Origin of the sequence: Occallatibacter sp. (assembly GCF_035317045.1) — a bacterium.
GTDB lineage: Bacteria > Acidobacteriota > Terriglobia > Terriglobales > Acidobacteriaceae > Telmatobacter.
On the sequence record NZ_DATHHT010000029.1, the window covers coordinates 60,835 to 82,466 of the forward strand.

At 58.7% G+C, this 21,632-nt stretch carries 16 protein-coding genes; 9 read left to right on the top strand and 7 right to left on the bottom strand.

The window, feature by feature from the left end; all coding sequences use genetic code 11:
* Positions 1-586: 586 nt before the first annotated feature.
* On the top strand, positions 587-3,919 hold the full coding sequence (locus tag VK574_RS14555) for an outer membrane beta-barrel protein (protein ID WP_472800577.1): 3,333 nt from the start codon (positions 587-589) through the stop codon (positions 3,917-3,919).
* Positions 3,920-4,022: 103 nt separating this feature from the next.
* Here VK574_RS14555 and rsfS read toward each other — a convergent pair whose 3' ends face one another.
* Both rsfS and nadD read right to left on the bottom strand, forming a co-directional pair.
* Positions 4,023-4,589, bottom strand: coding sequence for a ribosome silencing factor (gene rsfS / locus VK574_RS14560; RefSeq protein WP_472800578.1), 567 nt, complete (start codon positions 4,587-4,589; stop codon positions 4,023-4,025).
* A gap of 79 nt (positions 4,590-4,668) precedes the next feature.
* Positions 4,669-5,403 carry a nicotinate (nicotinamide) nucleotide adenylyltransferase gene (nadD, locus tag VK574_RS14565; protein ID WP_472800579.1) on the bottom strand — a complete coding sequence of 245 codons (735 nt, stop codon included), beginning with the start codon at positions 5,401-5,403 and terminating at the stop codon, positions 4,669-4,671.
* Between the two features lie 135 nt (positions 5,404-5,538).
* Between nadD and VK574_RS14570 the strand changes: the two genes are divergently transcribed.
* Together VK574_RS14570 and VK574_RS14575 are read left to right on the top strand one after the other, a co-directional pair.
* Complete coding sequence (locus tag VK574_RS14570) at positions 5,539-5,952, top strand: vitamin K epoxide reductase family protein (protein WP_472800580.1); 414 nt, start codon at positions 5,539-5,541, stop codon at positions 5,950-5,952.
* A 15-nt stretch (positions 5,953-5,967) separates the two neighbouring features.
* A complete protein-coding gene (locus VK574_RS14575; protein ID WP_472800581.1) occupies positions 5,968-7,251 on the top strand; it encodes an alpha/beta hydrolase family protein in 1,284 nt (427 codons plus the stop codon).
* Positions 7,252-7,389: 138 nt separating this feature from the next.
* Here VK574_RS14575 and VK574_RS14580 read toward each other — a convergent pair whose 3' ends face one another.
* Positions 7,390-8,274 (bottom strand): M23 family metallopeptidase, encoded by an 885-nt coding sequence (locus VK574_RS14580; protein ID WP_472800582.1) that lies wholly within the window; start codon positions 8,272-8,274, stop codon positions 7,390-7,392.
* Between the two features lie 147 nt (positions 8,275-8,421).
* Here VK574_RS14580 and VK574_RS14585 point away from each other — a divergent pair, with 147 nt between their 5' ends.
* A complete protein-coding gene (locus VK574_RS14585) occupies positions 8,422-9,225 on the top strand; it encodes a DUF1223 domain-containing protein (RefSeq protein ID WP_472800583.1) in 804 nt (267 codons plus the stop codon).
* A 36-nt stretch (positions 9,226-9,261) separates the two neighbouring features.
* Here the strand turns inward: VK574_RS14585 and VK574_RS14590 are convergent, their stop codons facing one another.
* From VK574_RS14590 to VK574_RS14600, 3 genes are read right to left on the bottom strand one after another with little or no spacing between them, the layout of a single operon-like run.
* Positions 9,262-11,964: an ADOP family duplicated permease gene (locus VK574_RS14590; RefSeq protein ID WP_472800584.1), complete on the bottom strand. Its 2,703-nt coding sequence runs from the start codon at positions 11,962-11,964 to the stop codon at positions 9,262-9,264.
* 9 nt (positions 11,965-11,973) lie between these two features.
* The gene (locus VK574_RS14595; RefSeq protein WP_472800585.1) at positions 11,974-14,619 is read right to left on the bottom strand and encodes an ADOP family duplicated permease; all 2,646 of its coding nucleotides are present in this window, start codon (positions 14,617-14,619) and stop codon (positions 11,974-11,976) included.
* A 9-nt stretch (positions 14,620-14,628) separates the two neighbouring features.
* Positions 14,629-14,967 (bottom strand): PadR family transcriptional regulator, encoded by a 339-nt coding sequence (locus VK574_RS14600; RefSeq protein WP_472800586.1) that lies wholly within the window; start codon positions 14,965-14,967, stop codon positions 14,629-14,631.
* Positions 14,968-15,134: 167 nt separating this feature from the next.
* Here VK574_RS14600 and VK574_RS14605 point away from each other — a divergent pair, with 167 nt between their 5' ends.
* The 5 genes from VK574_RS14605 (at position 15,135) to VK574_RS14625 (ending at position 19,817) form a co-directional block, all read left to right on the top strand.
* Positions 15,135-15,347 carry a hypothetical protein gene (locus VK574_RS14605; RefSeq protein WP_472800587.1) on the top strand — a complete coding sequence of 71 codons (213 nt, stop codon included), beginning with the start codon at positions 15,135-15,137 and terminating at the stop codon, positions 15,345-15,347.
* A 66-nt stretch (positions 15,348-15,413) separates the two neighbouring features.
* Complete coding sequence (gene glyA, locus VK574_RS14610) at positions 15,414-16,724, top strand: serine hydroxymethyltransferase (protein ID WP_472800588.1); 1,311 nt, start codon at positions 15,414-15,416, stop codon at positions 16,722-16,724.
* Between the two features lie 141 nt (positions 16,725-16,865).
* The gene (locus VK574_RS14615) at positions 16,866-17,444 is read left to right on the top strand and encodes a hypothetical protein (RefSeq protein WP_472800589.1); all 579 of its coding nucleotides are present in this window, start codon (positions 16,866-16,868) and stop codon (positions 17,442-17,444) included.
* A 201-nt stretch (positions 17,445-17,645) separates the two neighbouring features.
* Positions 17,646-19,508: a glycoside hydrolase family 2 protein gene (locus tag VK574_RS14620; protein ID WP_472800590.1), complete on the top strand. Its 1,863-nt coding sequence runs from the start codon at positions 17,646-17,648 to the stop codon at positions 19,506-19,508.
* Between the two features lie 78 nt (positions 19,509-19,586).
* Positions 19,587-19,817: a hypothetical protein gene (locus tag VK574_RS14625; protein ID WP_472800591.1), complete on the top strand. Its 231-nt coding sequence runs from the start codon at positions 19,587-19,589 to the stop codon at positions 19,815-19,817.
* Between the two features lie 51 nt (positions 19,818-19,868).
* Here the strand turns inward: VK574_RS14625 and VK574_RS14630 are convergent, their stop codons facing one another.
* On the bottom strand, positions 19,869-21,173 hold the full coding sequence (locus tag VK574_RS14630) for a hypothetical protein (protein ID WP_472800592.1): 1,305 nt from the start codon (positions 21,171-21,173) through the stop codon (positions 19,869-19,871).
* Positions 21,174-21,632 lie beyond the last annotated feature (459 nt).

The following is a 21,632-nucleotide window of genomic DNA, read 5'->3' on the forward strand; positions in this document are numbered from 1 at the left end:
CTTCTTCCAAACCGCGGCCCGAGACTTTCTTGATCTCTGCGAAGGCCTCTCATTTCCAGTAAACAGTCGGCGCTGGCGCATAGATTTAAGGCGCACTTGAAGTGCCGGGGGATTCCTGCAACTCAGCTCTAACTTCAAGATAAAGCGAGGGTTTATCTCCCGGTCCAAGCCGTCTCATGACTGGATTTCTCTATATGTCCGCTCTTGCGACATCTGAAATTCTGAATATACGGCCACCAATCTCCATTTATTTGTAGAACGAATTGCGTGATGCGATTTTGTCATCCGCCGTTAATCCTTTCTTCTTCAGTTCGTTATTGAAGCGCGGCTCTGAACAAGAACAAATGGCACCGATCGTGCAACAAGTTCTAAAGCACGTCTGTCCCTGCACTTCCCCCGCTCGCCCTGGGACAGAGCAAGAAATAAATTCAAAGAGCTCGAGCGTGGTCGAACTAGACTGCGCCAGCAAGGCTGCGCCCTCGTGCCCTAAAAACACCAGCGAGGACGCAAATCGAAACAGTTCGCGAATCGGTAGACCCCACGCGTGCGGGGCTATTCGGTTTGCAATGAAACCTGGAGGAGCAGAATGCGTTTTATGCGGTCAACCAAAGTGATGCTGGCACTATCGCTCATGATGCCTGTGGCTCTGGCATTCATAACGATGCCACATCCACTCAATGCCCAAACCAACACAACCGGCGCCATCGACGGCGTTGTTTCCGATCCTTCCGGGGCAATCGTTCCCACTGCGACTGTTTCCGTCACCAATGCAGCAACTGGCGCCGTCTTCAAAGTGACTTCCGGCGCGAACGGAGAATATCGCGTATCGCAGCTGCCCCCCGGCACCTACTCCGTGTCCGCGACGGCTAAGGGATTCCGGACATCGAGGCAGACCATCCAGGTGAGTACGGGCCAAGTGGCCTCAGGCAACGTAGCGCTCAGCGTTGGCGAGGCCAATTCCACGGTCGAAGTGACGGGAAGCGAAGTGCCGTTGCTGCACACTGACGATGCCCAGATATCGACGACGTTCACCATGGAGCAGGTGCAGAATCTTCCCAACCCCGGCAACGATCTGACGTTTGTGGCGCAGACGGCTCCCGGCAGCGTCATGAACACGCAAAGCGGATATGGCAACTTCTCGTCCTTCGGATTGCCTGGCACCTCTAATACCTTCACAGTCAACGGGGGCTACTACAACGATCCCTTCCTCAACGTGAACAACTCGGGAGCCGCGAACCTGACACTTGGCGCGAACGATATATCGACTGTCACCGTTACGTCCAATGCGTACAACGCTTCATTCGGAGGATTGGGCGGCGCACAGGTTTCCCAGGTTTCACGTTCCGGCGGCAACAAGTTCCATGGCAATGCCGACTATTGGTGGAACGGCCGCATCATGAACGCCAACGACTTCTTCAACAACAACTCCGGCACGCCACGCCCCTTCGATAATGCCAACCAGTGGGCAGCCGCAGTTGGCGGACCCATCAAGCACGACAAGACGTTCTTTTTCGCGAACTACGAAGGGTTGAGGGTAGTCTTGCCTGCGCGCGCTACCGTCTGGGCTCCCGACGCAAGTTATCAAGCCCTGACGCTGCAGAATCTCGTGAACAATGGTCTCGCCTCTGAGATTCCGATCTACCAGAACATCTTCAATCTCTATAACAATGCGCCGGGCTTCAAGAACGCGCTTCAGTCCACGTCCGACGCTGATGCCGGCGGGTACGGCACCGTTCAATTCAACGCCACATCTGGAAACTTCACCCATGAGTATCTGTTCAATGGCCGCATCGATCAGAGCATCGGCGACAAGGACCATTTGTTCGGTCATGTCACGGTAGACAAGGGAGTGCAGGCAACCTATACCAATGTGCTGAATCCGATCTTCAACGCGCTCAGCCCGCAGCCCGCGTATGAGGGCCAGCTCGGCGAGCAGCACATCTTTTCGCCGAACGTGTCCAACTCGCTCCTCTTCTCGACGATCTATTACCGCGCCGTGTTCACCAACACCAATGAGGCCGCATCGGAGCAGATCACTCCCTTCAGCCTGATCTTTGCGGACGGTGACCTCGGATCGAATCTGGCTTCCGCATATCCGGGTGGCGAAAATCTCATCTGGCCGCAGGGGCGCAACGTGACCGGCTATCAGTTCCAGGACGACCTTAGCTGGACCAAGGGCAAGCACACGATGAGCTTCGGATGGACGATGCGGCGCGATGATCTCACCGACTTCAGCCCATCGGAATTCACCGGTTCGCCGGAAGCCCTGGCAACCAACGCCAGTTTCCAGCAGGGATATGTCGACGAGTGGGTCGAACAGTTCCCCACGCGCTTGACGCAGCCTGTTGCCCTCTACAACATGGGATGGTATGTGCAGGATCAGTGGAAGGTGATGCCCAACCTGACCCTCACCTATGGTCTGCGCATGGAACATAACTCCGATCCGATTTGCCGCACCGATTGCTTTGCTCGTCTCGGCACAGATTTCAGCGCAGCAAACACCAGCACGTCTACGCCGTACAACATGTTGATCACATCGGGCCACGAGACCGCGCTGGCGCAAATGCAGTCCATCGGATGGGAGCCCCGCTTTGGCTTCTCGTATCTGCCCTTCGGATCTACGGGCAGAACAACGCTGCGTGGCGGATTCGGAATGTTTGCTGACGCCTTTCCCGGTCAGATCGCAGATAGTTTCCTCAACAATGCGCCCACCAACGTGCCGTTTACGCTCTTTGGGCCTGCGTTCGGCGGATCGAATCTCGCCCTTGTACCCGGCGCGCCAGGCAGCGCTCAGGCTTCGGCAGCAGCTTCCGCGGCAGCCTTTCAATCCGGCTTTGCCAACGGAGCGAGTCTGGATTCCCTGTCTTCCGTTCCTGGCTTCTCGGCGCCAAACATCAGCACCGCCCGTACCATCAAGTACCCCACCTATGAGGAGTGGAGCCTCAGCATCGAGCAGCAGGTTTCAAAGAGCGATAGCTTCTCGATTCAGTATGTGGGCAACCGCAGCTATCATCAGCCGGTACAAAATAACGGCGTGAACGCGTGGAACAGCGGTGGCGCGGCAGGATTCGGATCTCTATCGACCAGTGGTCCGCCCAATCCCAACTTCGCCTCAGTAACCGAAGTATCGAGCGGAGCGGTGTCCAACTTCAACGGCGGAATCGTTTCATGGGTACACCGCGGTCGCGCTCTTACAACCAACTTCAACTACCAGTACAGCCACGCGCTCGATGAAATCTCCAACGGCGGGTTCGATGGCTTCTCCGGCAACAGCGTTTTCCCCGATAATCCCTTCAACCTCAGACAGAACTATGGCAATGCCGATTACGATGTCCGGCACTACATCAGCGGGAACTTCGTATACACCATTCCTCACTGGAGAGGCCCCAAGGCACTGGTCGATCAATGGAGTTTCTCCGGGACGGTCTTCCACAGCACCGGATTGCCATTCTCGGTAGTCGACAATTCGACCGCGACCAACCTGAGCAACTATGGCGGAGCGTTGTTCGCAATGCAGACTGCGCCGTTGAGCGGGCACAATCATTGCGGCGGCGAGAGCGCAACGGCCACAACTGGAAACGGAATCGCCTGTGCGTTCGCGAGCGATTACGCTTCGCCAACTGACTTCGGCCAATCCGGCCGAAACCAGATGTTCGGGCCCAACTACACCGACACTGACTTTGCTGTAACGAAAGGCTTCGCTATCCCGGGACTTGAATCCGGCAAACTGCGCGTCGGTGCGCAGTTCTTCAACCTGTTCAATCACCCCAACTTTGGTCAGCCGATTAATGACATCTCGTCGTCGTCATTCGGACAGATCGTCTCGACCGTGAACCCTCCCACGTCGATCGTCGGATCATTCCTGGGCGGCGATGCTTCACCGCGCCTGATCCAGTTGACCGGCAAGTTCGAGTTCTAGGGCAGGGTTGAAACAAATCACCGGGAGCCGCCTCAAGACGGTTCCCGGTCTTTTTTGTATTGAATTGTCGCGCCAGACACGTAACTCAACCGCGCAGCGAACTCTAGCCCCGAGAAGCGGATTTCTTGGCGGCCTTCTTCGCAGTAGATTTCACGCCTGCCGCTTTCTTCGCGGCTGGCTTTGCTGTCGCCTTCTTGGGTGCAGACTTCCGGGGACTCTTCTTCGCCTCGGAATCCTTTGACGCCTTGCCACGCGCTGCGCGTGTTTTGGCGGCCAGCGCTACTTTCAGTTCCGCATCGAACTCGGTCGGCGTCAGCGGTCGCGCCGATTTGCGCAGCCGTTCGATATCGTAGAAGGCGCGGCGCTCGGTCAGAAAGACATGCGCGACAAAATCAACGTAATCCAGCAGAATCCAGTCGCCCCGCTTTCGCCCCTCGACGGAGTGCGGCATGGCGCCGAACTCCTTCTTCAGTCGGTGCTCGATTTCGTCGGCAATGGCGACGGCCTGGCGGTCGTTGGTGGCCGAGGTAATCAGGAAAAAATCGGACAGTCCGGAATCGATCGGATCGAGTTCGAGAATGCGGGTATCTTCGCCTTTTTTGTCTTCACAGGCCGCGGCTGCGGCTTGAACGAGAATACGGGTCTGTTCGCGCGTTTCAGTTGTGCTCATTCAGCAGAATTTCTCTCCTCGCTCATCGTAGTCTCTGGCTTCCATAGCGGCAAGCCGCGAAATTCCACCCGTCCAGTGCTCAGCGGTACAGTCCATGCGCTGCGATGTAATGGCAAACCGCGTCGGGCAGCAACTCGTGTCCCGCGCAGAGACGATCGAGTGCGGCGCTCACCTGCTGCCGGACCTCGGTAGCACTGATTTCGATTTCAATTCCGGGCAGCAGGTAAAACTCGGTCGAAGCGCCCGCCGCGTTGCGAAGTGTAAAGGTGCGCAAAGAGCCCTCCGCCACCCCTTGAGCCGCCTTAGTGTCCTCGTGGATCGACAAGCCAGCCGGCCAAATTGTTGCCAGATCCGCCAGATGCTCCCCCGGCCGCGAAGCGACAATCAACGGGGCCAGGAAAGGAACATCTGCTCCTCGGTGCCAGTGCGGCAGGTTCAGAAGCGAATCGGCACCCATCAGTGTGAAGAGAGCCGCTGACGGAAACTGCTTTCGCAGCCGCAGTAGGGTGTCGATCGTGTAGTTGGGAACACCGTTCTGGTTCGGCGCGTCCACAAGGCAGATGGCGAATTCCGGCACTCCCTTGATGGCCAGCTCCGTCATCGCCACGCGATCTTCATAGCTGGCGGTTGAGCCGTGTGGCTTCAGCGGCTGAATTCCCACCGGGGCAAACAAAACCGTATCGAGATCGAGCGCGGTCTGGGCGGCGCGTGCTATTCCGATATGCCCCAGATGGGGAGGGTCGAAACTGCCTCCAAAGAAGGCAATCCGCTGTCTCCTCTCCGCTCGATCAGGCATGGGTTCATGGTAAGGCATCCGCCGTTCCGCGCCGAACTTCAGTTGATTGAAGTTGGTCATCCCGAAGGTCGTATCTAACTAAGTCCATTGGTTTCGGTGCAACCACACTCTCGAACCCCAATCGCATGATTGTCTGCTAGCATCATCTTCACGATGCGATATGTGGTTGCGGTTCTTGCCCTCGTCGGGGCCGTGGTCTCGGGCCTTGCACTTGAGGTGCACTACACCATTGGCACCACCCCGTGTTCGATCAACGAGAAATGGGATTGCGGGGTTGTGAACCACAGCTCCTACTCCCTCATATCAGGTATCCCTGTTGCCCTCATTGGGATCGCGGGTTATCTCGGGCTGGTGTGGCTCGGCTTGGCGCGCCAACGCGCGGTTTTCACCCTTGCCGCCATTGGCGGCCTCGTCTTCGCTCTCTACCTGGCCCACGTCGAGCGAGACATCCTCGGCGTCTGGTGCCTCTACTGCGTCATCTCCCTCGCCGACATTGCCTTGATTACACTGATGGGCTTCATCTGGCTTATCGCCGACGCAGTCCAAAGGCAGCGCAGGCGCTGGTAAACTTGAACAGACGACATGTTCAAGGAAAAATACGCGCGCTGGATGTACGACTGGGAAACCCGGCTCACCACGCGCGATGAAAACCGCATAGTACGCCCGCTCGAATGGGGCTTCGAGTTCATTGAGCCTTTCCTCGAAGCGCACGGCTTTGGTGCAGCCATTCCCGGCCCGGAAAGTCTTCGTGACGATGCCGCAGCCGAATCCGCAATGGCGCGTATCAACCAGCTTCTCATTCGCCACAGCGACGTCTTCTTCGGTTACGAAAAGCCCACTGACTTCCGCCTTGAGGATCGCCACCCCGAGCTGTTCCCGACCAACGTAAGGCCTGAGACGCTTGCCAAAGACGCCGAGATCAAGCGCCTCGCTGCCGAGGGCAAGACCTCGAAGGCGCAGTTTCTGCGCTTCACTTCGCCCGAGCGCACTCCCTATCCTGAGAACGATCAGGTCAATGCCCGTTGGTATCCTGCGCCCACACACAAAGATCCCAGCCGGCCCAAGCAGGCCATCGTCGTCATGCCGCAGTGGAACGCCGATGCCTTCAGCCACAATTCCCTGTGCTCAATCTTCAATCGCATGGGAATCTCGGCCCTGCGTCTGTCCAAGCCCTACCACGACATTCGCCGACCCGCTGAGCTGGAGCGCTCCGACTTCGCTGTCAGCGCCAACATCGGTCGCACGCTTTCCGCTTGCCGCCAGGCCGTTGTCGACATTCGTTGCTGCATCGACTGGCTCGAGGATCAGGGCTACGAACACTTCGGCGTCCTCGGCACAAGCCTCGGATCGTGTTACGCGTTCCTCGCCAGCGCCCACGACAAGCGCATCCGCATCAATGCGTTCAACCATGCTTCGACGGCCTTCGGCGACGTGGTGTGGGCCGGTCAAAGCACGCGCCACGTAAAGCAGGCGCTCGACGATGCGGGCATGTCGCAGGATCGCGTACGGGAATTGTGGTCGGCCATCAGCCCCATCAGCTATTACGACAAGATCATGCGCCCTGAAGTCGGCGGGCCCGACAAGAAAGTCCTGCTCGTGTATGCAGATTACGATCTGACTTTCCCTAAGGAGTACTCACTCAAGGTCGTGGAAGCCTTCACGCGTATCGGCCTCAACTACGAGAAACGTGTGCTTCCCTGCGGCCACTACACCACCGGCGAAACACCCTTCCAGTACATGGATGGCTGGTTCATGGGTTCCTTCGTCTATCGCGCGTTCAAAGAGTTGCGGAAAGAGAAAGCAACGCGCGTCGGCACTACTTCCGAGCCTGTACAGGAAGCCGAAGAAGACCTGGTCTCGCGGTAAGCCAAATCGTATAGGGAGTCTGTCATCTTATATAAGAGGTTTGTCATCCCGAGCGAAGTCGAGGGACCTGCAGTTGCTTCTTCTTCGGATTGCCAACGAAGCGTCGCTATTCCTCAGACACCTGCTCTTAAAATCTGATCACCGTATCGCATTCAGATTCAGCCGCAGCAGCTTGCCCGGATCTAGATAAGCGCCTTCCCACCGAACCGCCCAGTGCAGATGCGGTCCCGTCACGCGCCCCGTCGCTCCGCTTAGCCCCAGCCTGTCGCCCGCAACAACGCGCTGTCCCTCATGCACATCGATGCGGCTGAAGTGCATCGACAGGGTGTACAGCCCCAGCCCGTGATCGATGATTACGCAATTGCCCTCGTAGTAAAGCGGTCGCGCCAGTACCACAACGCCGCTGTTGGCCGCGCGAACCACTGTTCCCATCGGCGCACGAAAATCCATGCCTTTGTGAATGCTCGCCAGCTTGCCGTTGAACATGCGCCGCGTGCCAAAACTGTCTGTCGGCGCGGCGCGAACCGGCGCACGAAAATCCCCAAGCCACAACGGCTCCGCCGCACTCGCGCCAAACACCTTCGCCTTGATATCAGCATCCGCGGCAATCACCTTCAACTCGTCCGGTCCCGGCTCCACAAATTTCGGCGAGACCGTTAGCTTTCCCGTGCGATAGTGCGCCGGATGAATCTCGATTGGCTGGCTGAGATCGAGCTGGATCCCGCCGTCGAGTTCCGCGGTGATCCGCAGAGTCGACGGGCCCACGGCCGCCTCCACATCCGCGCCGGCAAGAGCAACCCACTTCTCCCCACGCTGAAAAAACTCAATTTTGTGTCCCAGCCATTCGCCACTTAGGCTTTTCGCATGAGGCTCAGCCACCACAATCAATTCCGGCGAGCCAGCCTCGACAATCGCCGGTGTAAGCGAAACGACAGATTTTGCCTTGGAATGTTGCTGTGCGAATGAGCTCGTTGCGGCAAGATAAACCAAACACGCAAGCCCGAAAAAACGACAGCCGGTCATGCGTCCAGCATACTTGGCTCCGTTGTTCCCTGGGGAGCGACGTGATCTTATTCAACAGCACCGGATGAACAACGCGGCAATCCGGCTCGCACCAGATCCCTGGAAAGTTGTGTAACTCGGGGAAACAATGTTCAATCAAAGGGTTGTATGCCTTCCGCAATCGCCCATCCCGTCGGCCGCATGTGTACCACGGTGCTCCTCGCAGCGGCCTTGAATTCGCTCATCCTGCCTCTCTCGGGACAGGCAGCATCGCCCTCCGCACCTCCGCAACGCGTTCCCGTTCTCGTGGAGCTATTCACGTCAGAAGGTTGTTCAGACTGCCCTGCTGCCGATGCGCTGCTGGCGAAGCTTGATGCCGCGCAGCCCGTCTCCGGCGCGCAGGCCGTCGTGCTCAGCGAACATGTCACTTATTGGAATCGCCAAGGCTGGACCGACCCCTTCTCGCTCGATGCCATGACGGAGCGACAGGAAGATTATGTTCGCCGCTTCGGCCTCGATTCCAGTTACACGCCCCAGATGGTTGTCGACGGAACCGACCAGTTCGTAGGCAGCGATGGACGGGCGCTCCTTGCGGCAATAACAAAAGAAGCAAACGCACCGAAGCAAGCCATCGCGATCGAAGGTGCAGCGTGGGATCATGGCGTCGCGCAGTTTTCAGTGCATGCCAGCGCATCTGCCGGGACGAAACTTATCGCAGTGCTTGCGGCTGATGCCACGCACGCTGAAGTTGCGCGCGGAGAAAACGCAGGCCGCACACTCCACCACACCGCCGTGGTGCGCGTCATGAAGCAGTTTGGCGCCGACTCCGCGGATGGTCGCCAACTTAAACTGCCGGGTGGACCCTTGACACAAAAGACCGAAGCCTCCGGCCCCGTGCGTCTCGTCGTCTTCCTCGTCGATCGCAAAACCGGCCACGTGCTGGGCGCGGCACAGCAGACGTTGCAGCGATAAGCGCTGGACCAAACCTCATTGCGCTCGCAGCGATATCTACTCGGTTCGCAGCGCTTGCATCGGATCGACCGATGCTGCATGGCGAGCGGGCACAAAAGCCGCCAAAGCCGCCGCGGCCAGCAGTAGCAGTACGCTGCCCCCAATCGACAACGGATCCATCACCGAGGTCTGATACAGGAGGCTCCGAACCATTCGCAGCGCAATGATAGACAACCCAAGCCCCGCGCCCGCGCCGAGAACAACGGGGTACGCGGCCTGCCGTAGCACCAGGTTGATGAGATTCGCTTTTCCCGACCCCAGAGCGATGCGTATTCCGAATTCCTGCTGCCGCAGCGAGACTGAATACGCCAACACACCGTACACACCCAGCAGCGCGAGCAGCAAAGCCGCCGCTCCAAAGCTCGTCAGGACCAACGCCTGGAAACGTTCGGTAGCCACGGAATCGCTCACCAGGTCATCCATGGATTTGAGGGTAGGAATGGCCACCTGCGGATCGATCTTCCAGATGGTCTGCCGCATTTCGGGAATCAGCGCATCGCTGGGCTGAGAACTCCGCACAAGGAATGTGAGCGTCCAGGGTGTGTAGGCCCAGTAGGGCATGTAGACCATGGCCGCCCGATCCTTCAGGCCGTTGATGCGTGTGTCGGCTACCACGCCAATCACGGTCACGTTGTGTTTGTCGTCGGGGACAATGTCGGAAATCTGACGCCCAACGGGATTCTCTCCGGGAAATCCTTCGCGCGCCGTGCGTTCAGAGATCAGCGCAACGTATGGGTTGTTACGGTCTGTGGCCGTGAAATTGCGGCCGGCAACCAGGGGAATCTGCATCGTGCCGAGGTAGTTGTGGTCGATCCACCGGACATTGATCGGCAGCATCTGTGCCGGCGGAAGAGGATGATCGGGGCGCGTCAGGTCGTCCACCCAGGTCTCGCCGGTGAGCGGCGCGGCGCTGGTAATGGTCGCCGATTGCACGCCGGGCAGTTGTTGTAGCCCGGCGAGAACCCGATCGGCGAAGGCCAGCTTAACCGTCTTGATGTTCGGCTGCGAGTCGCCATACTGCGGAGCGAACAGATCAACCTGCGCAAGCGTGACGTGACCCGAGTCAAAGCCGCGATCCTGCCGCAATAAATGTGAGAAACTGCGCAACATCAGCGAGGTCACAATCAGGAGGATGATTGTGCACGCGACCTGTCCCGCAACCAGAAGATTGCGTGTCTGGCGGCCTTCCTGGGAGTTGACGGTGCGCGTCGAATTCGCCTGCAGTGCTGTATGAGGATGAATCCGGAGCGAGCGGATTGCCGGCAGAATTCCGAATGAAATCGCTGCGAGCACCGAAAGTCCAACGGCAAACAGGAGTACCGGAACGTTCACGTGTACTTCGTTGAGCCGCGGCACGCTATCCGGCACGAGAGCGACGAGAACACGCACACCGCCATAGGCTACGGCCACTCCAGCCAGGCCGCCCGCGAACGCGAGCAACACGGTTTCGGCGAGTGGGGCCATCATCAGTTGCGCCTTGCTGGCTCCTAGTGCGGCTCGCACAGCCGCTTCGCGCTCACCCGAGACCGCGCGTGCCAGTTGCAGATTGGCGAGGTTGACGCAGGCAATCAGCAATACTCCGCCGACCGCGGCAAACATCAGCCAGAGAGCTCCACTGATCTTCGACGTCACATCCGTTGCCAAAGGCGTGAGCGAGATACCGAAATGAATCGGCAGATGCGCAGTGAGTGAATAGGAATGCTGCAGGGCATCCAACTCTGCCTTGGCCTGCGCCACCGTAATCCCTTGTCTGAGCCGCGCGATCGACTTGTAATTGAAGTTGCCCAGGTCGTTCGTCAAATCGCGGTCGGAGGGCACCAGGGGTTCAAAGATCAGGATCTCCTGATCTGCTGCGCGGTCCTGGAAGGCGATGGTTGGCGCCAGCGAGAATTGAGGAAGGCGCACTCCCGGCGGCAAGACGCCGATAACCGTCGTTGGATCGCCGCCCAGGCGCAATGTCTGCCCGACAACTTTTGGGTCGCCGCCAAAGAATGTCTGCCATCCTGCATAGCTCAAGAGAGCAACATGGGCCGCGCCCTTCTGGGAGTCCGCGTCCACCAGGTCCCTTCCCAACAAGGGTTGAACCCCAAGCACGCGTAACAAATTCGGGGACGAAGCGACAGCCCCCACGATGCGAGGATGATCGCCCGTGGGAGAGACGCTAACTCCAAACTGACCGAAAATGGCCGCATCCTCCAGGCTTTTTGCTTCCTTCTTCAGACGCAGGAAATGGCGATAATTGTCGGGAATGGCAGACAGCTCGCCGCGCGATTCGTCTTCCACCTCGCGCATCACGACGAGCCGGTCAGGGTCGCGAAAGGCAAACGGCTTCAGCAAGACTGCGTCGACCACGCTGAACACCGAAGTGACCGCGCCGATGCCCAGCGCAAAGGTAAGAATCGCGGTCAGCGCAAATCCCGGCGACCTCCGGAGCTGACGAAATGCAAAGCGCAAATCACGGCCCGCCTGCATCAGGCGAGGAAAACCGCGCTGTTCACGGTAGACCTCGCGTGCCTGGGACACACCGCCAAAGGCGCGCAGAGCCGCGGTCCGGGCGTCTTCCGGTGACATGCCACGGTGCAGATTCTCCTGGACCGCAAGATCGATGTGCGCGCGCAACTCCTCGTCGAGGTCTCTATCCAATCTCTGTTTGCCAAATAGCGCCGCCCATCGGCTCATCAGAATCCGTATCCAATCCATCCAGACCTCCTACTCCGTTCTGAGCGCGCGCATCGGATCGACAGATGCTGCGCGCGCGGCGGGAATATATGCCGCCAGCAGTCCTGCCAGAGCCATTACGCCGCAGACCACCAGAAGCACGGCAGGATTGCGCGGCCCCGTGCCATAGAGCATCTTCGAGAGAATCGGGCCGAAAGCAAGCGCTGCCGCGATGCCGATCGCGATGCCTGTCCCAAGCAACCCTGCAGCGGCCCGCAGGATCATTCCGAGAACCGCGCCACGCTCCGCGCCAAGGGCAAAACGAAGGCCAATCTCCCGCGTACGTTGTGAGACCGAATAGGCCATCACGCCGTACAAACCAACCACCGTGAGAACCAGCGAGAGAATTGCGAATGACCCAAAAAGCACCGTGGCAAATCGCGGCTCGGCTAGCCGCAGTGAGATCAGATCCGGCATGGTGCGCACATCCGTGACCGGGATGTCGGCATCCATCGAAGCCACGAGCTTGCGTACCGCAGGCTCCAGACTCATCGGGTCAACCGACGTTCTGAGCACCGAACTTAAGCAGCACCACGTGGGAAGCTGGCTCGACGGCAAATACATCGCAGGTTGCATCTCCCGCTGCGTGGCGGAGTGGCGTACGTTCCCCACCACGCCCACGATCTGTCGCCATGGCGGTCCGTCCTTCGATCCGTTTCCCGCGCCCGGCTTCAACTTCTTCCCCAGCGGATCCTCGCCGGGAAAGTACGTATTTGCAAATGCCTGGTTCACGATCATGACCTGCGGAGACTGCATGTTGTCCGCTTCTGTGAAGTCGCGGCCTGTGATCAGAGGAATCTGCATCGTTTGGAAGAAGCCCGGCGTAACCGGCGCCAACTCGGCACCCGGCCGAAGCCCCTTGGCGACAGGCCTCTCCGGGTTCTCGAAGCTGATGTGAGCGTCATCGTCTGCCATCGGCAAGATCATGGAACCTGCCGCCGACTCCACGCCAGGCAGCGCACGCAACTGATCGAAATACTGCCGGTAGAATTGCGGGCGTCTGTCTTTGTAGGCGGAATCGGGCGTATCGAAACTGAAGGTGAGAACATGGGCGGGGTTGAAGCCCTCATCGGTGTGAATCAGCTTCACAAAGCTCGTAGTCAGCAGCCCGGCCCCGGCTGTGAGCACGACTCCCAGTGCCACCTGCCCCACAATCACTGCCATACGAAGCCGGTCGTGCCCGTAGAGGCGCGCCTGTCCGCCCTGCTGCAGTGTTTTGACCAGGTCGGTTCTGGAGGCGGCAGTTGCAGGGACAACGCCAAAGATCAAACCCGAGAGAAGTGAAGCAGCCAGCGCAAATGCAAGCACCGTCAGATCGACGCCGGCATTTGCCGCGCGAGGAACGCTCGTGCCGATCAGGGCAAGCACGCCGGGAACGGAAACAAAGGCGACTGCGCTTCCCGCGAGGCCGCCCGCGATGCTCAGCACAAGGCTCTCCGTCATCAGCTGGCGAATAACGCTTCCACGGCCCGCGCCCAGGGCGCACCTCACCGCAATTTCCCGCTGCCGGTCTCGAACCCGTGTCAGTTGCAGATTGGCGATGTTGCCGCAAGCGATAAGCAATACGAATGCTACCGCTCCTAGTACCACCAGCAAGAGAGTGCGGGTCTCACCCAGCATGGCTTGCAACTCGAGTTGCACTTTCGCGGAATTGTTGTGCGTATTTGTGTCCGGATACTGCTTGGCCAGCCGACTGGCAATCGCTTTCATCTCCTGATCGCCCTGCGCCGTTGTCACACCCCGCCGCAACCGGCCCATCACAGCCAGGGAATGCCCGCCGCGATTCTTCAAGGCTTCGCCGTCCACGGCAAGGGTGGTCCAAAGCGAGTTCTGAGGCTTGTCGACCGGGAAGCGGAACGACGGCGGCATTACACCGACGACGGTGAAAGTATCTCCACTTAAATGGATCGCCCGGCCGACAATTGTGCTATCGCTGCCGAACTGCGACATCCAGAGGGAATGGCTGATTAGAACGACCTTCGACCCATCCTTTTCCTCGCCCGCGACAAATCCGCGCCCTAATTCCGGCTGGATGCCAAGCATCGGCAACAGATCCCAGGAAACGATCTCTGCGTCCAGGTGTACGGCTCGTGTTGTTCCCGTGAGCGTATAGGAGTTGTCATTGTAAGAAACCAGGTGTTCGAAACTGTGATTCTGTTCCCTCCAATCGAAGAAATCTGGATAGGAGACGTTGCGGGCGACCGGACTGTTGGCATCGGCAGAGTTGACTTCAACCAACTGCTGCGGCTGGGCATAGGGAAGGGGCCGCAGCATCACCGCATCCACGACGCTGAAAACCGTGGTGTTCGCACCAACTCCAAGCGCCAGCGTAACGATGACCACGATTGAATACCCCGGCGACTTGCGAAGTTGGCGAAGTGCAAAGCGAAGATCGCGGCCAAGTTGCTGCAGCAGAGGAAAGCTGCGCTGTTCGCGGTAACTCTCTCTGGTCTGCGTGACGCCGCCAAAAGCACGCAGGGCCGCGGTGCGTGCTTCCTTGGGCAACATGCCATGTAGCAGGTTCTCGTGAATGGCCAAATCGATGTGAGCGCGCAACTCTTCGTCGAGATCCGCATCGAGCTTGCCGCGCCGAAAGAGCGCCGCACAGCGAGTGAAGAGCATGCGAAGCAAGTCCATTAGCCTCTCCTAATTCGACGGAGCAAGAAAGCGCGCCATGGTCGCGGCCATGCGCTCCCAGTTTTCTGTTTCCTCTTCAATCTTCTTGCGTCCGATGCGGCTCAGAGAATAGAACTTGGCGCGGCGATTTGTCTCCGACGTCCCCCACTCCGACTTGATCCAACCCCGTTGTTCCAGCCGCAGCAGCGCCGGATAGATCGTGCCCTGGTTCAGGCTCAGTTCGTCCCCGCTCACCTGCTCGATACGCCGCGCGATGCCGTACCCATGCAGCGGCCCCATCGCTTCCAGAGTCTTCAGAACCATCAGGTCCAGGGTGCCCTGCAGCACATCCGACTTGTTCTCTCCCATGCGCAACTCCTGTTGAGATTCAACATATACGCCCCGGATAGTCAGAATGTCAACAGGAGAAAGGGTAGCGAAAGGTACATTGTCTGCCCCACGTAGCCCCGGTTCCACGCGTAGGATGAAGGAAGTAGAGTGTCTCTCGACCACCGGTCGGATGGAGAAGAACAATCGTGCGCATCGCGAAGACGATCAGCGGGCTCATTGGCGCACTTCTGGTGATCATGGGCGGCATCTGGATTCTCCAGGGCTTGAATCTCGCCTGGGGCGTGCTGGCCCGCAGCTTCATGCAGAATGACCGCCACTGGGCGGCGTATGGTGCGATCCTTGCGGCCGTTGGTTTGGTATTGATCCTGTGGGGTTTTGCGAAGCCGCGTAAAAGCTGAATCCTTCCCCTGCAGCCCGCGCGGGTTTGCACAAGCGGCCGCCGCATCTTGCCGTAAAATTGCCGTATGACTGATCGCATGGCCCTTTCCCTGGCCCAGGCCGACCCTGCCGTGGCCGCCGCCATTGACAACGAAACCTTCCGCCAGCACGAAGGCCTGGAAATGATCGCCAGCGAAAACTTCGTCTCTGAAGCGGTGCTCGAGGCAGCCGGCTCCGTCTTCACCAATAAATATGCCGAGGGCTATCCGGGCCGCCGTTACTATGGCGGCTGCGAATACGCCGACGTGGTGGAAAATCTCGCTCGCGATCGCGCCAAGCAAATCTTCGACGCGGAGTTCGCCAACGTGCAGCCCCACTCGGGCTCGCAGGCAAATGCCTCCGCCTACATGGCGGTCCTGCAAACCGGTGACACCATTCTCGGCCTCGACCTCGCACACGGCGGTCATCTCACACATGGCCACAAGCTGAGCTTCAGCGGCAAGCTCTATCACACGACGTTTTATACCGTGCGCCGCGATACTGAGGTCATCGACTACGACGAACTCGAGTCCATCGCCGAGCGCGAAAAGCCGAAGGTCATTATTGGAGGCGCAAGCGCGTATCCGCGGCTGTGGGATTTCGCGCGCATGCGCGAGATCGCTGACAAAGTTGGCGCTAAATACATCTTCGATATGGCGCACATCGCCGGCCTCGTCGCCGGCGGATCGCACCCCTCGCCGGTGCCCCATGCGCATATCACCACCACCACCACGCACAAGACTCTGCGCGGTCCGCGCGCCGGTCTCATTCTCTGCGGCAAGGATTTTCAAGTAGGCCAGAAGCCCGAGCAGACCCTCGGCAAGGCCATCGACATGGCTGTATTTCCCGGCCAGCAGGGCGGCCCGCTGGTGCACATCATCGCAGCCAAGGCCGTTGCATTCGGCGAAGTGCTGCGTCCGGAGTTCAGAGGCTACGCCACGCAGATTGTCGCCAACGCCAAGGCGCTCGCATCCGCCATGCAGGAGGCAGGCTATCGCCTCGTCTCCGGCGGAACAGACAATCACCTGATCCTCGTCGATGTCTTCCAAAAGGGAATTCTCGGATCGGAAGCCGAACTCGCTCTGGGCAAGGCCGGCATCACCGTCAACAAGAACGCGATTCCCTACGATGTCAATCCACCGCTCAAGCCTTCCGGCATTCGCATCGGCACGCCCGCCCTCACAACGCGCGGCATGAAAGAGCCGGAGATGCGGATCATCGGGGCGTGGATTGGAAAGGCCCTCGAGAAGCGCAATGACGATGCCGCGCTCGAGCGCATACGCAGAGAAGTCGCGGAACTCGCCAACCGCTTCCCGCTCTACGCATGGCGGCGTCAGGGCGTAACGGTCGGCGCGTAATCTACTCAAATCGCTCGTGTAACCAGCTCATTTGCAACTTGCCAACCAGTGCAGGGTTTCATGTAGTGTGTTTGGATTAGCGTATCGGGATTCCCCAAATGCATCGAGTCTGCTCTCCCGATAGCAATGTGGAGGAACATCATGCGTGCAGCAAATCTCGTTTTGACCGCGTTGCTGGCCATGTCGTTGCCGGCAATTGCTCAACAGAAACCGGAGCCACACGGCCGGCCAATGCCGCCGCCGCCAACGCGTGGCCCCGCGCCCTATAAAGCGCCTAAGGCCGCCCCGACGCACAAGACCAACGATGCCAGGCAGCTGCCTGCACAGCCTGCTCAGCCTGCCCAGCAGCAGCGCAACTTCAGCGACAAGGCCGGCCATCCCAATGCGCCGCACGTTGATCCGGGCAACCGCTGGGTCGGCCACGACACCGGTCGCAGCGACGCCAACTATCATGTCGATCGCCCCTTTGAACATGGCCGTTTCACGGGCGGATTCGGACCGACGCACAGATGGCACCTCGGCGGCGGAGGCCCCAATCGCTTCTCGTTCAACGGATGGTACTGGAGTGTAGCGCCCGCCGATTTTGGTTTCTGCGACGGATGGGACTGGGACGGCGACGATATCATCATCTACGAAGATCCCGATCACGACGGCTGGTACCTCGCGTACAACGCACGCCTCGGAACCTATGTGCACGTCATGTATCTCGGACCTCAATAGAAAGTTTGTATAAGTCGAAACTCAAGAGGGCAGGTCAATCGATCTGCCCTCTTTTCTTGCATGCTTTGAGCGCGCACGGATCGCGCATGTACAGGGCGCAACACAAAGCGATAAGATGGTCAGTCCGCCGAGAGCCGCGACACACACTTCATGAACGACGTTCCTGCTCTCAAAATCCATTGCGTTCTCAAGAGGATCGGCATGATTGCCTTCACCGTCCGCCCGTTTGTGCGCCGCGCTCTTTCTGCCTTCAGTTTCGCCTTGCCATCCACTCTTGCGATCTGCCTGCTGGGTCAGACTGCCTTCGCAGCGCCAGCCCCGATCGTGCTCACTGGCGCCGATCGCCGGCCCTCGACCTCGCTCAATGGAGAGTGGGCTACCATCGTCGATCCCTATTTCTCCGGCTTGTTCAGCTTTCATCACGAAGAGAAGAAGAACGGCTACTTCATGAATTACAAGGCGAAGCCCGGCGATCCGTTCCCCACCGAGTATGACTTTTCGAAGGCGCCGAAGCTCAAAGTCCCCGGCGACTGGAATACCCAAAGCCCTTCCCTGATGTATTACGAAGGTCCGATCTGGTACGAGAAAGACTTCACCTACGAACCCAAACCCCATACGCATGTGTTTCTTCACGTCGGCGCAGCTAACTATCATTCATGGTTCTGGGTCAATGGACATAAAGTCTGCGAGCACGAGGGTGGATTTACCGCCTTCAACTGCGAAGTTACCGAGGAAGTTCACGGCGGTAACAACTTCGTTGTAGCCGCAGTAGACAATACTCGCCACGAGGACAACGTACCCACCTTGGAGACAGACTGGTGGAACTACGGCGGCCTCACCCGCGAAGTGTCGCTGATCGAAGTCCCAGAGTCTTTCATCGATCAGTACGACCTGCACCTGAGCCGCAGTGAAGGCGGCGTGATCGAAGGTTGGGTGCATGTTGCAGGTGCTGAGCCCGGCGACAAAGCGGAAGTCGAGATCCCCGACTTGCATGCGAAAACAACGGTGGATATCGGCGCAGATGGCCGCGCCGCTCTTCACTTCAATGTGCAAGGCCTCGAGCGATGGACTCCCGAATCGCCGAAGCTCTATAAGGTCGCGATTCGCGCGGGCAGCGACTCCATCGACGAGCTAATGGGCTTCCGCACCATCGAAACGCGTGGTACCGAAATCCTGCTCAACGGCAAGCCGATCTTTCTGCGCGGCATTTCCATCCACGCCGAAGCGCCTTATCGCACCGGTCGCGCATATTCTGACAAGGATGCGGAAACGCTTCTCGGCTGGGCCAAAGAGCTCGGTTGCAACTACGTCCGTCTCGCTCACTATCCACACGACGAAACCATGCTGCGCGCCGCCGATCGCATGGGGCTGCTCGTATGGTCCGAGAATCCCGTTTACTGGGCGCTCCAGTTCGACAACCCAAAGGTTCTCGCCAAGGCCGAGCAGCAACTCGACGAAGAAATCAATACCTCGCGCAATCATGCCGCCATCATCCTCTGGTCCATGGCCAATGAAACCCCCAATACCCCGGCGCGCACGCAGTTCATTGAGACGCTGGCAACCCGCGCTCGCGGTCTCGATCCCACGCGGCTGATCACCGCTGCGTTACTTGTCCGTGCCAAGGGCAACACCAAAATTGTCGACGATCCGTTGGGCCAGGCGCTCGACGTCATCGGCGTCAACGAGTACATCGGCTGGTATGAAGCACATCCTGAAACCGCGGATAGTACCGAATGGCAGATCGCTTACCAGAAGCCGCTCATCGTCAGCGAATTCGGCGCCGATGCCAAGGCCGGCCTGCACGGCGGCGAGAACGAACGATGGACTGAGGAGTATCAGGCCAACGTCTATCGCCATCAACTGCCAATGCTCAACAAGATTCCGCAGCTTCGAGGCATGAGCCCGTGGATATTGATGGATTTCCGTTCGCCGAATCGTCCCCTCGTCGGCATCCAGGACGAGTTCAATCGCAAAGGATTGATCTCCGACCAGGGCCAGAAGAAGCAGGCTTTCTCTGTGCTCGAAAAAGCATACAAGGACAAGACAATCGGCAAAGCCGATTAAGTCAAACTGATGTTGCGTGCCTGTAAGTTCTAAGTTGGTTGACGCGTATTTTTCGCGCCGGTGTTATATCCTCTATCTATGTCGATAGAAACGATCCTTGCCGAAATAGATGCGGAGATTGAAAGACTAAAACAGGTCCGTTCTCTGCTTGCAGGCTCCCGCGCCACCAGCTCGCCGGGAGTCCGTAGTAAGACCAGCAAAGGGCCAGGCAAGCCAAAGAAGAAGCGCGTACTCAGTGCCGATGCCCGCAAGCGGATTGCCGATGCGCAGCGTAAGCGTTGGGCCGCACAGAAGGCCAGATCGAAGTAAGTGTTGGTCACTGCTGTCGCGGCATTCGAGTCCGCTTTCAGCAAACCGGGGTTACCAGGTATCAACTGCCAGGATGTTAGGCGGCCCAGAGTGGCCCTCAATCACCTGTGTCTCAATCACGGCTTCCATATTCTTTTTTTCCCAATCGGCGGGGGCCTTGGCAATCAGCGAATTGAGATATACGGGGTTGTACAGGATCTCTCCAGCCGCCTCTGTCCCCTCTTCCGAAATGCCGGCCGCGATGATCACCGGCTGTCCGGTCGTGCTGTCGTGAATGCGCGCCACAATCGCATAGTCACGCGAAAGCTTCTGGTACGGAAGATCCCATGCGGTCGCCCACGTCGTTTTCGTCTGGCTCTTGCGATCGACAATCAACGCCACGCCGTCCTTTGACTCGAAGCCAAAGCGCAGTTTCTGCGTCACGCGTAACGTCCAGATATTGTCAAACGCCCCAATCAACACAATCGGACCTTCGCGCAGTTGGGCAAAGCTCGCCTCTGACGCCGGCACCACGCGGAAAGCCTTGTGTCGCGCCTCAAGCGCCGCAGCGGTTCGCGTCAGCGTAATCACGTCGGCCAGCGCCAGGTTTCCCGAGAGATGCAGCCGCACGTACAGCTTCTGCGGTTCGCCGGGAGAGGTCACCGGCGCTTCGAAGGAATTGATCGAGTCCAAGTCGATGTTCTTGGCCGGTTCTCCCAGGCAGAATGTTGTCGGATTCAAACTCGATGTATATGGCTCCCAGAAGCGTTCGATATTCGTTGGCGGGTCAGGTGGGGGCGCCTGGTGAATATTCATCCCCACATATACTCCCGCGGCGCTACCGGCGATGGTCAGCATCCCAGCAACAACAATCCAGCGGAACCGCGAAGGTTTGGCCGGAGCAGCCGCAGTCGGTGGGGGCGGAATCAGTGCTGTGGCGGGCGGCTCAAAGGCGACTGCAGCAGCTTCGACCGCATCCGCAACGGGTTCCACAATCGGCTCTGGCTGTCGAAACACAGGCACATAGGAGCCCAGAGGGAGCTCGATCACCAGTTCGCCCGTGTGCGACGAATCGTAGTAGTAGAGGCTTAGCCTTTTCCGCACTTCTCCGGCGGTGATCCGAACCACCGGATCTGCATTCGCATCGTAGGTCGGCGCACGGCCAAAAACCTCGATGCCGATGCTGCGCTCTTTCAGTTCAGCCGCATTTCCCTTGAGCGTCTCTTCCACCGTATATGCCAGCAGCGCAGGATAACGCTTGCTGTTCGCAAACAAAGGGTGGGCCAGAAGCCGTTGCAGTTGTTCACGAATCGCTGCAGGTTCAGAGACGGTCCCCGGCTCTTCCACGTCCTGCATGGATTTGGGCGCCAGCGGCATCCGGAACTCCTTTAACGGCTCTCAGCCCGATGAGGGCAACGGCTCGTGAATCCAAGTTGCGCATCAGAAGTGACAGATTCCGGATGCGGCAGACGTCATCGGTCCACGAGTCCAAAAATTGATCTAGACAGGTCCAGATTCATCCTCTGCGCCATCGGGGGCACCGTGCCACCCAGTGGAAAAGAAGGTCGTATTAATTTCTGGATAGCCCGCACTGCGTATAATACGTCCCGTTTCCGGGGATGTCCATATCTCTTTAAAAGCATTTGCTGCAAAAGCTTACGTGCTGGCGGACTCCAGTGCTACCCGATGGAACGTTTCGGAGATCTTCAATTCTGCATACATTGGAGGTCGGTCCAGGAGATGTGCCCGACGTGTGTCATGCTCGGGCGCGTTTTCTTGTGATTGCGGCTCCTCGCCCCTCCGGTTACCAGACCTGGAAGCATCCAGGCGGGACTA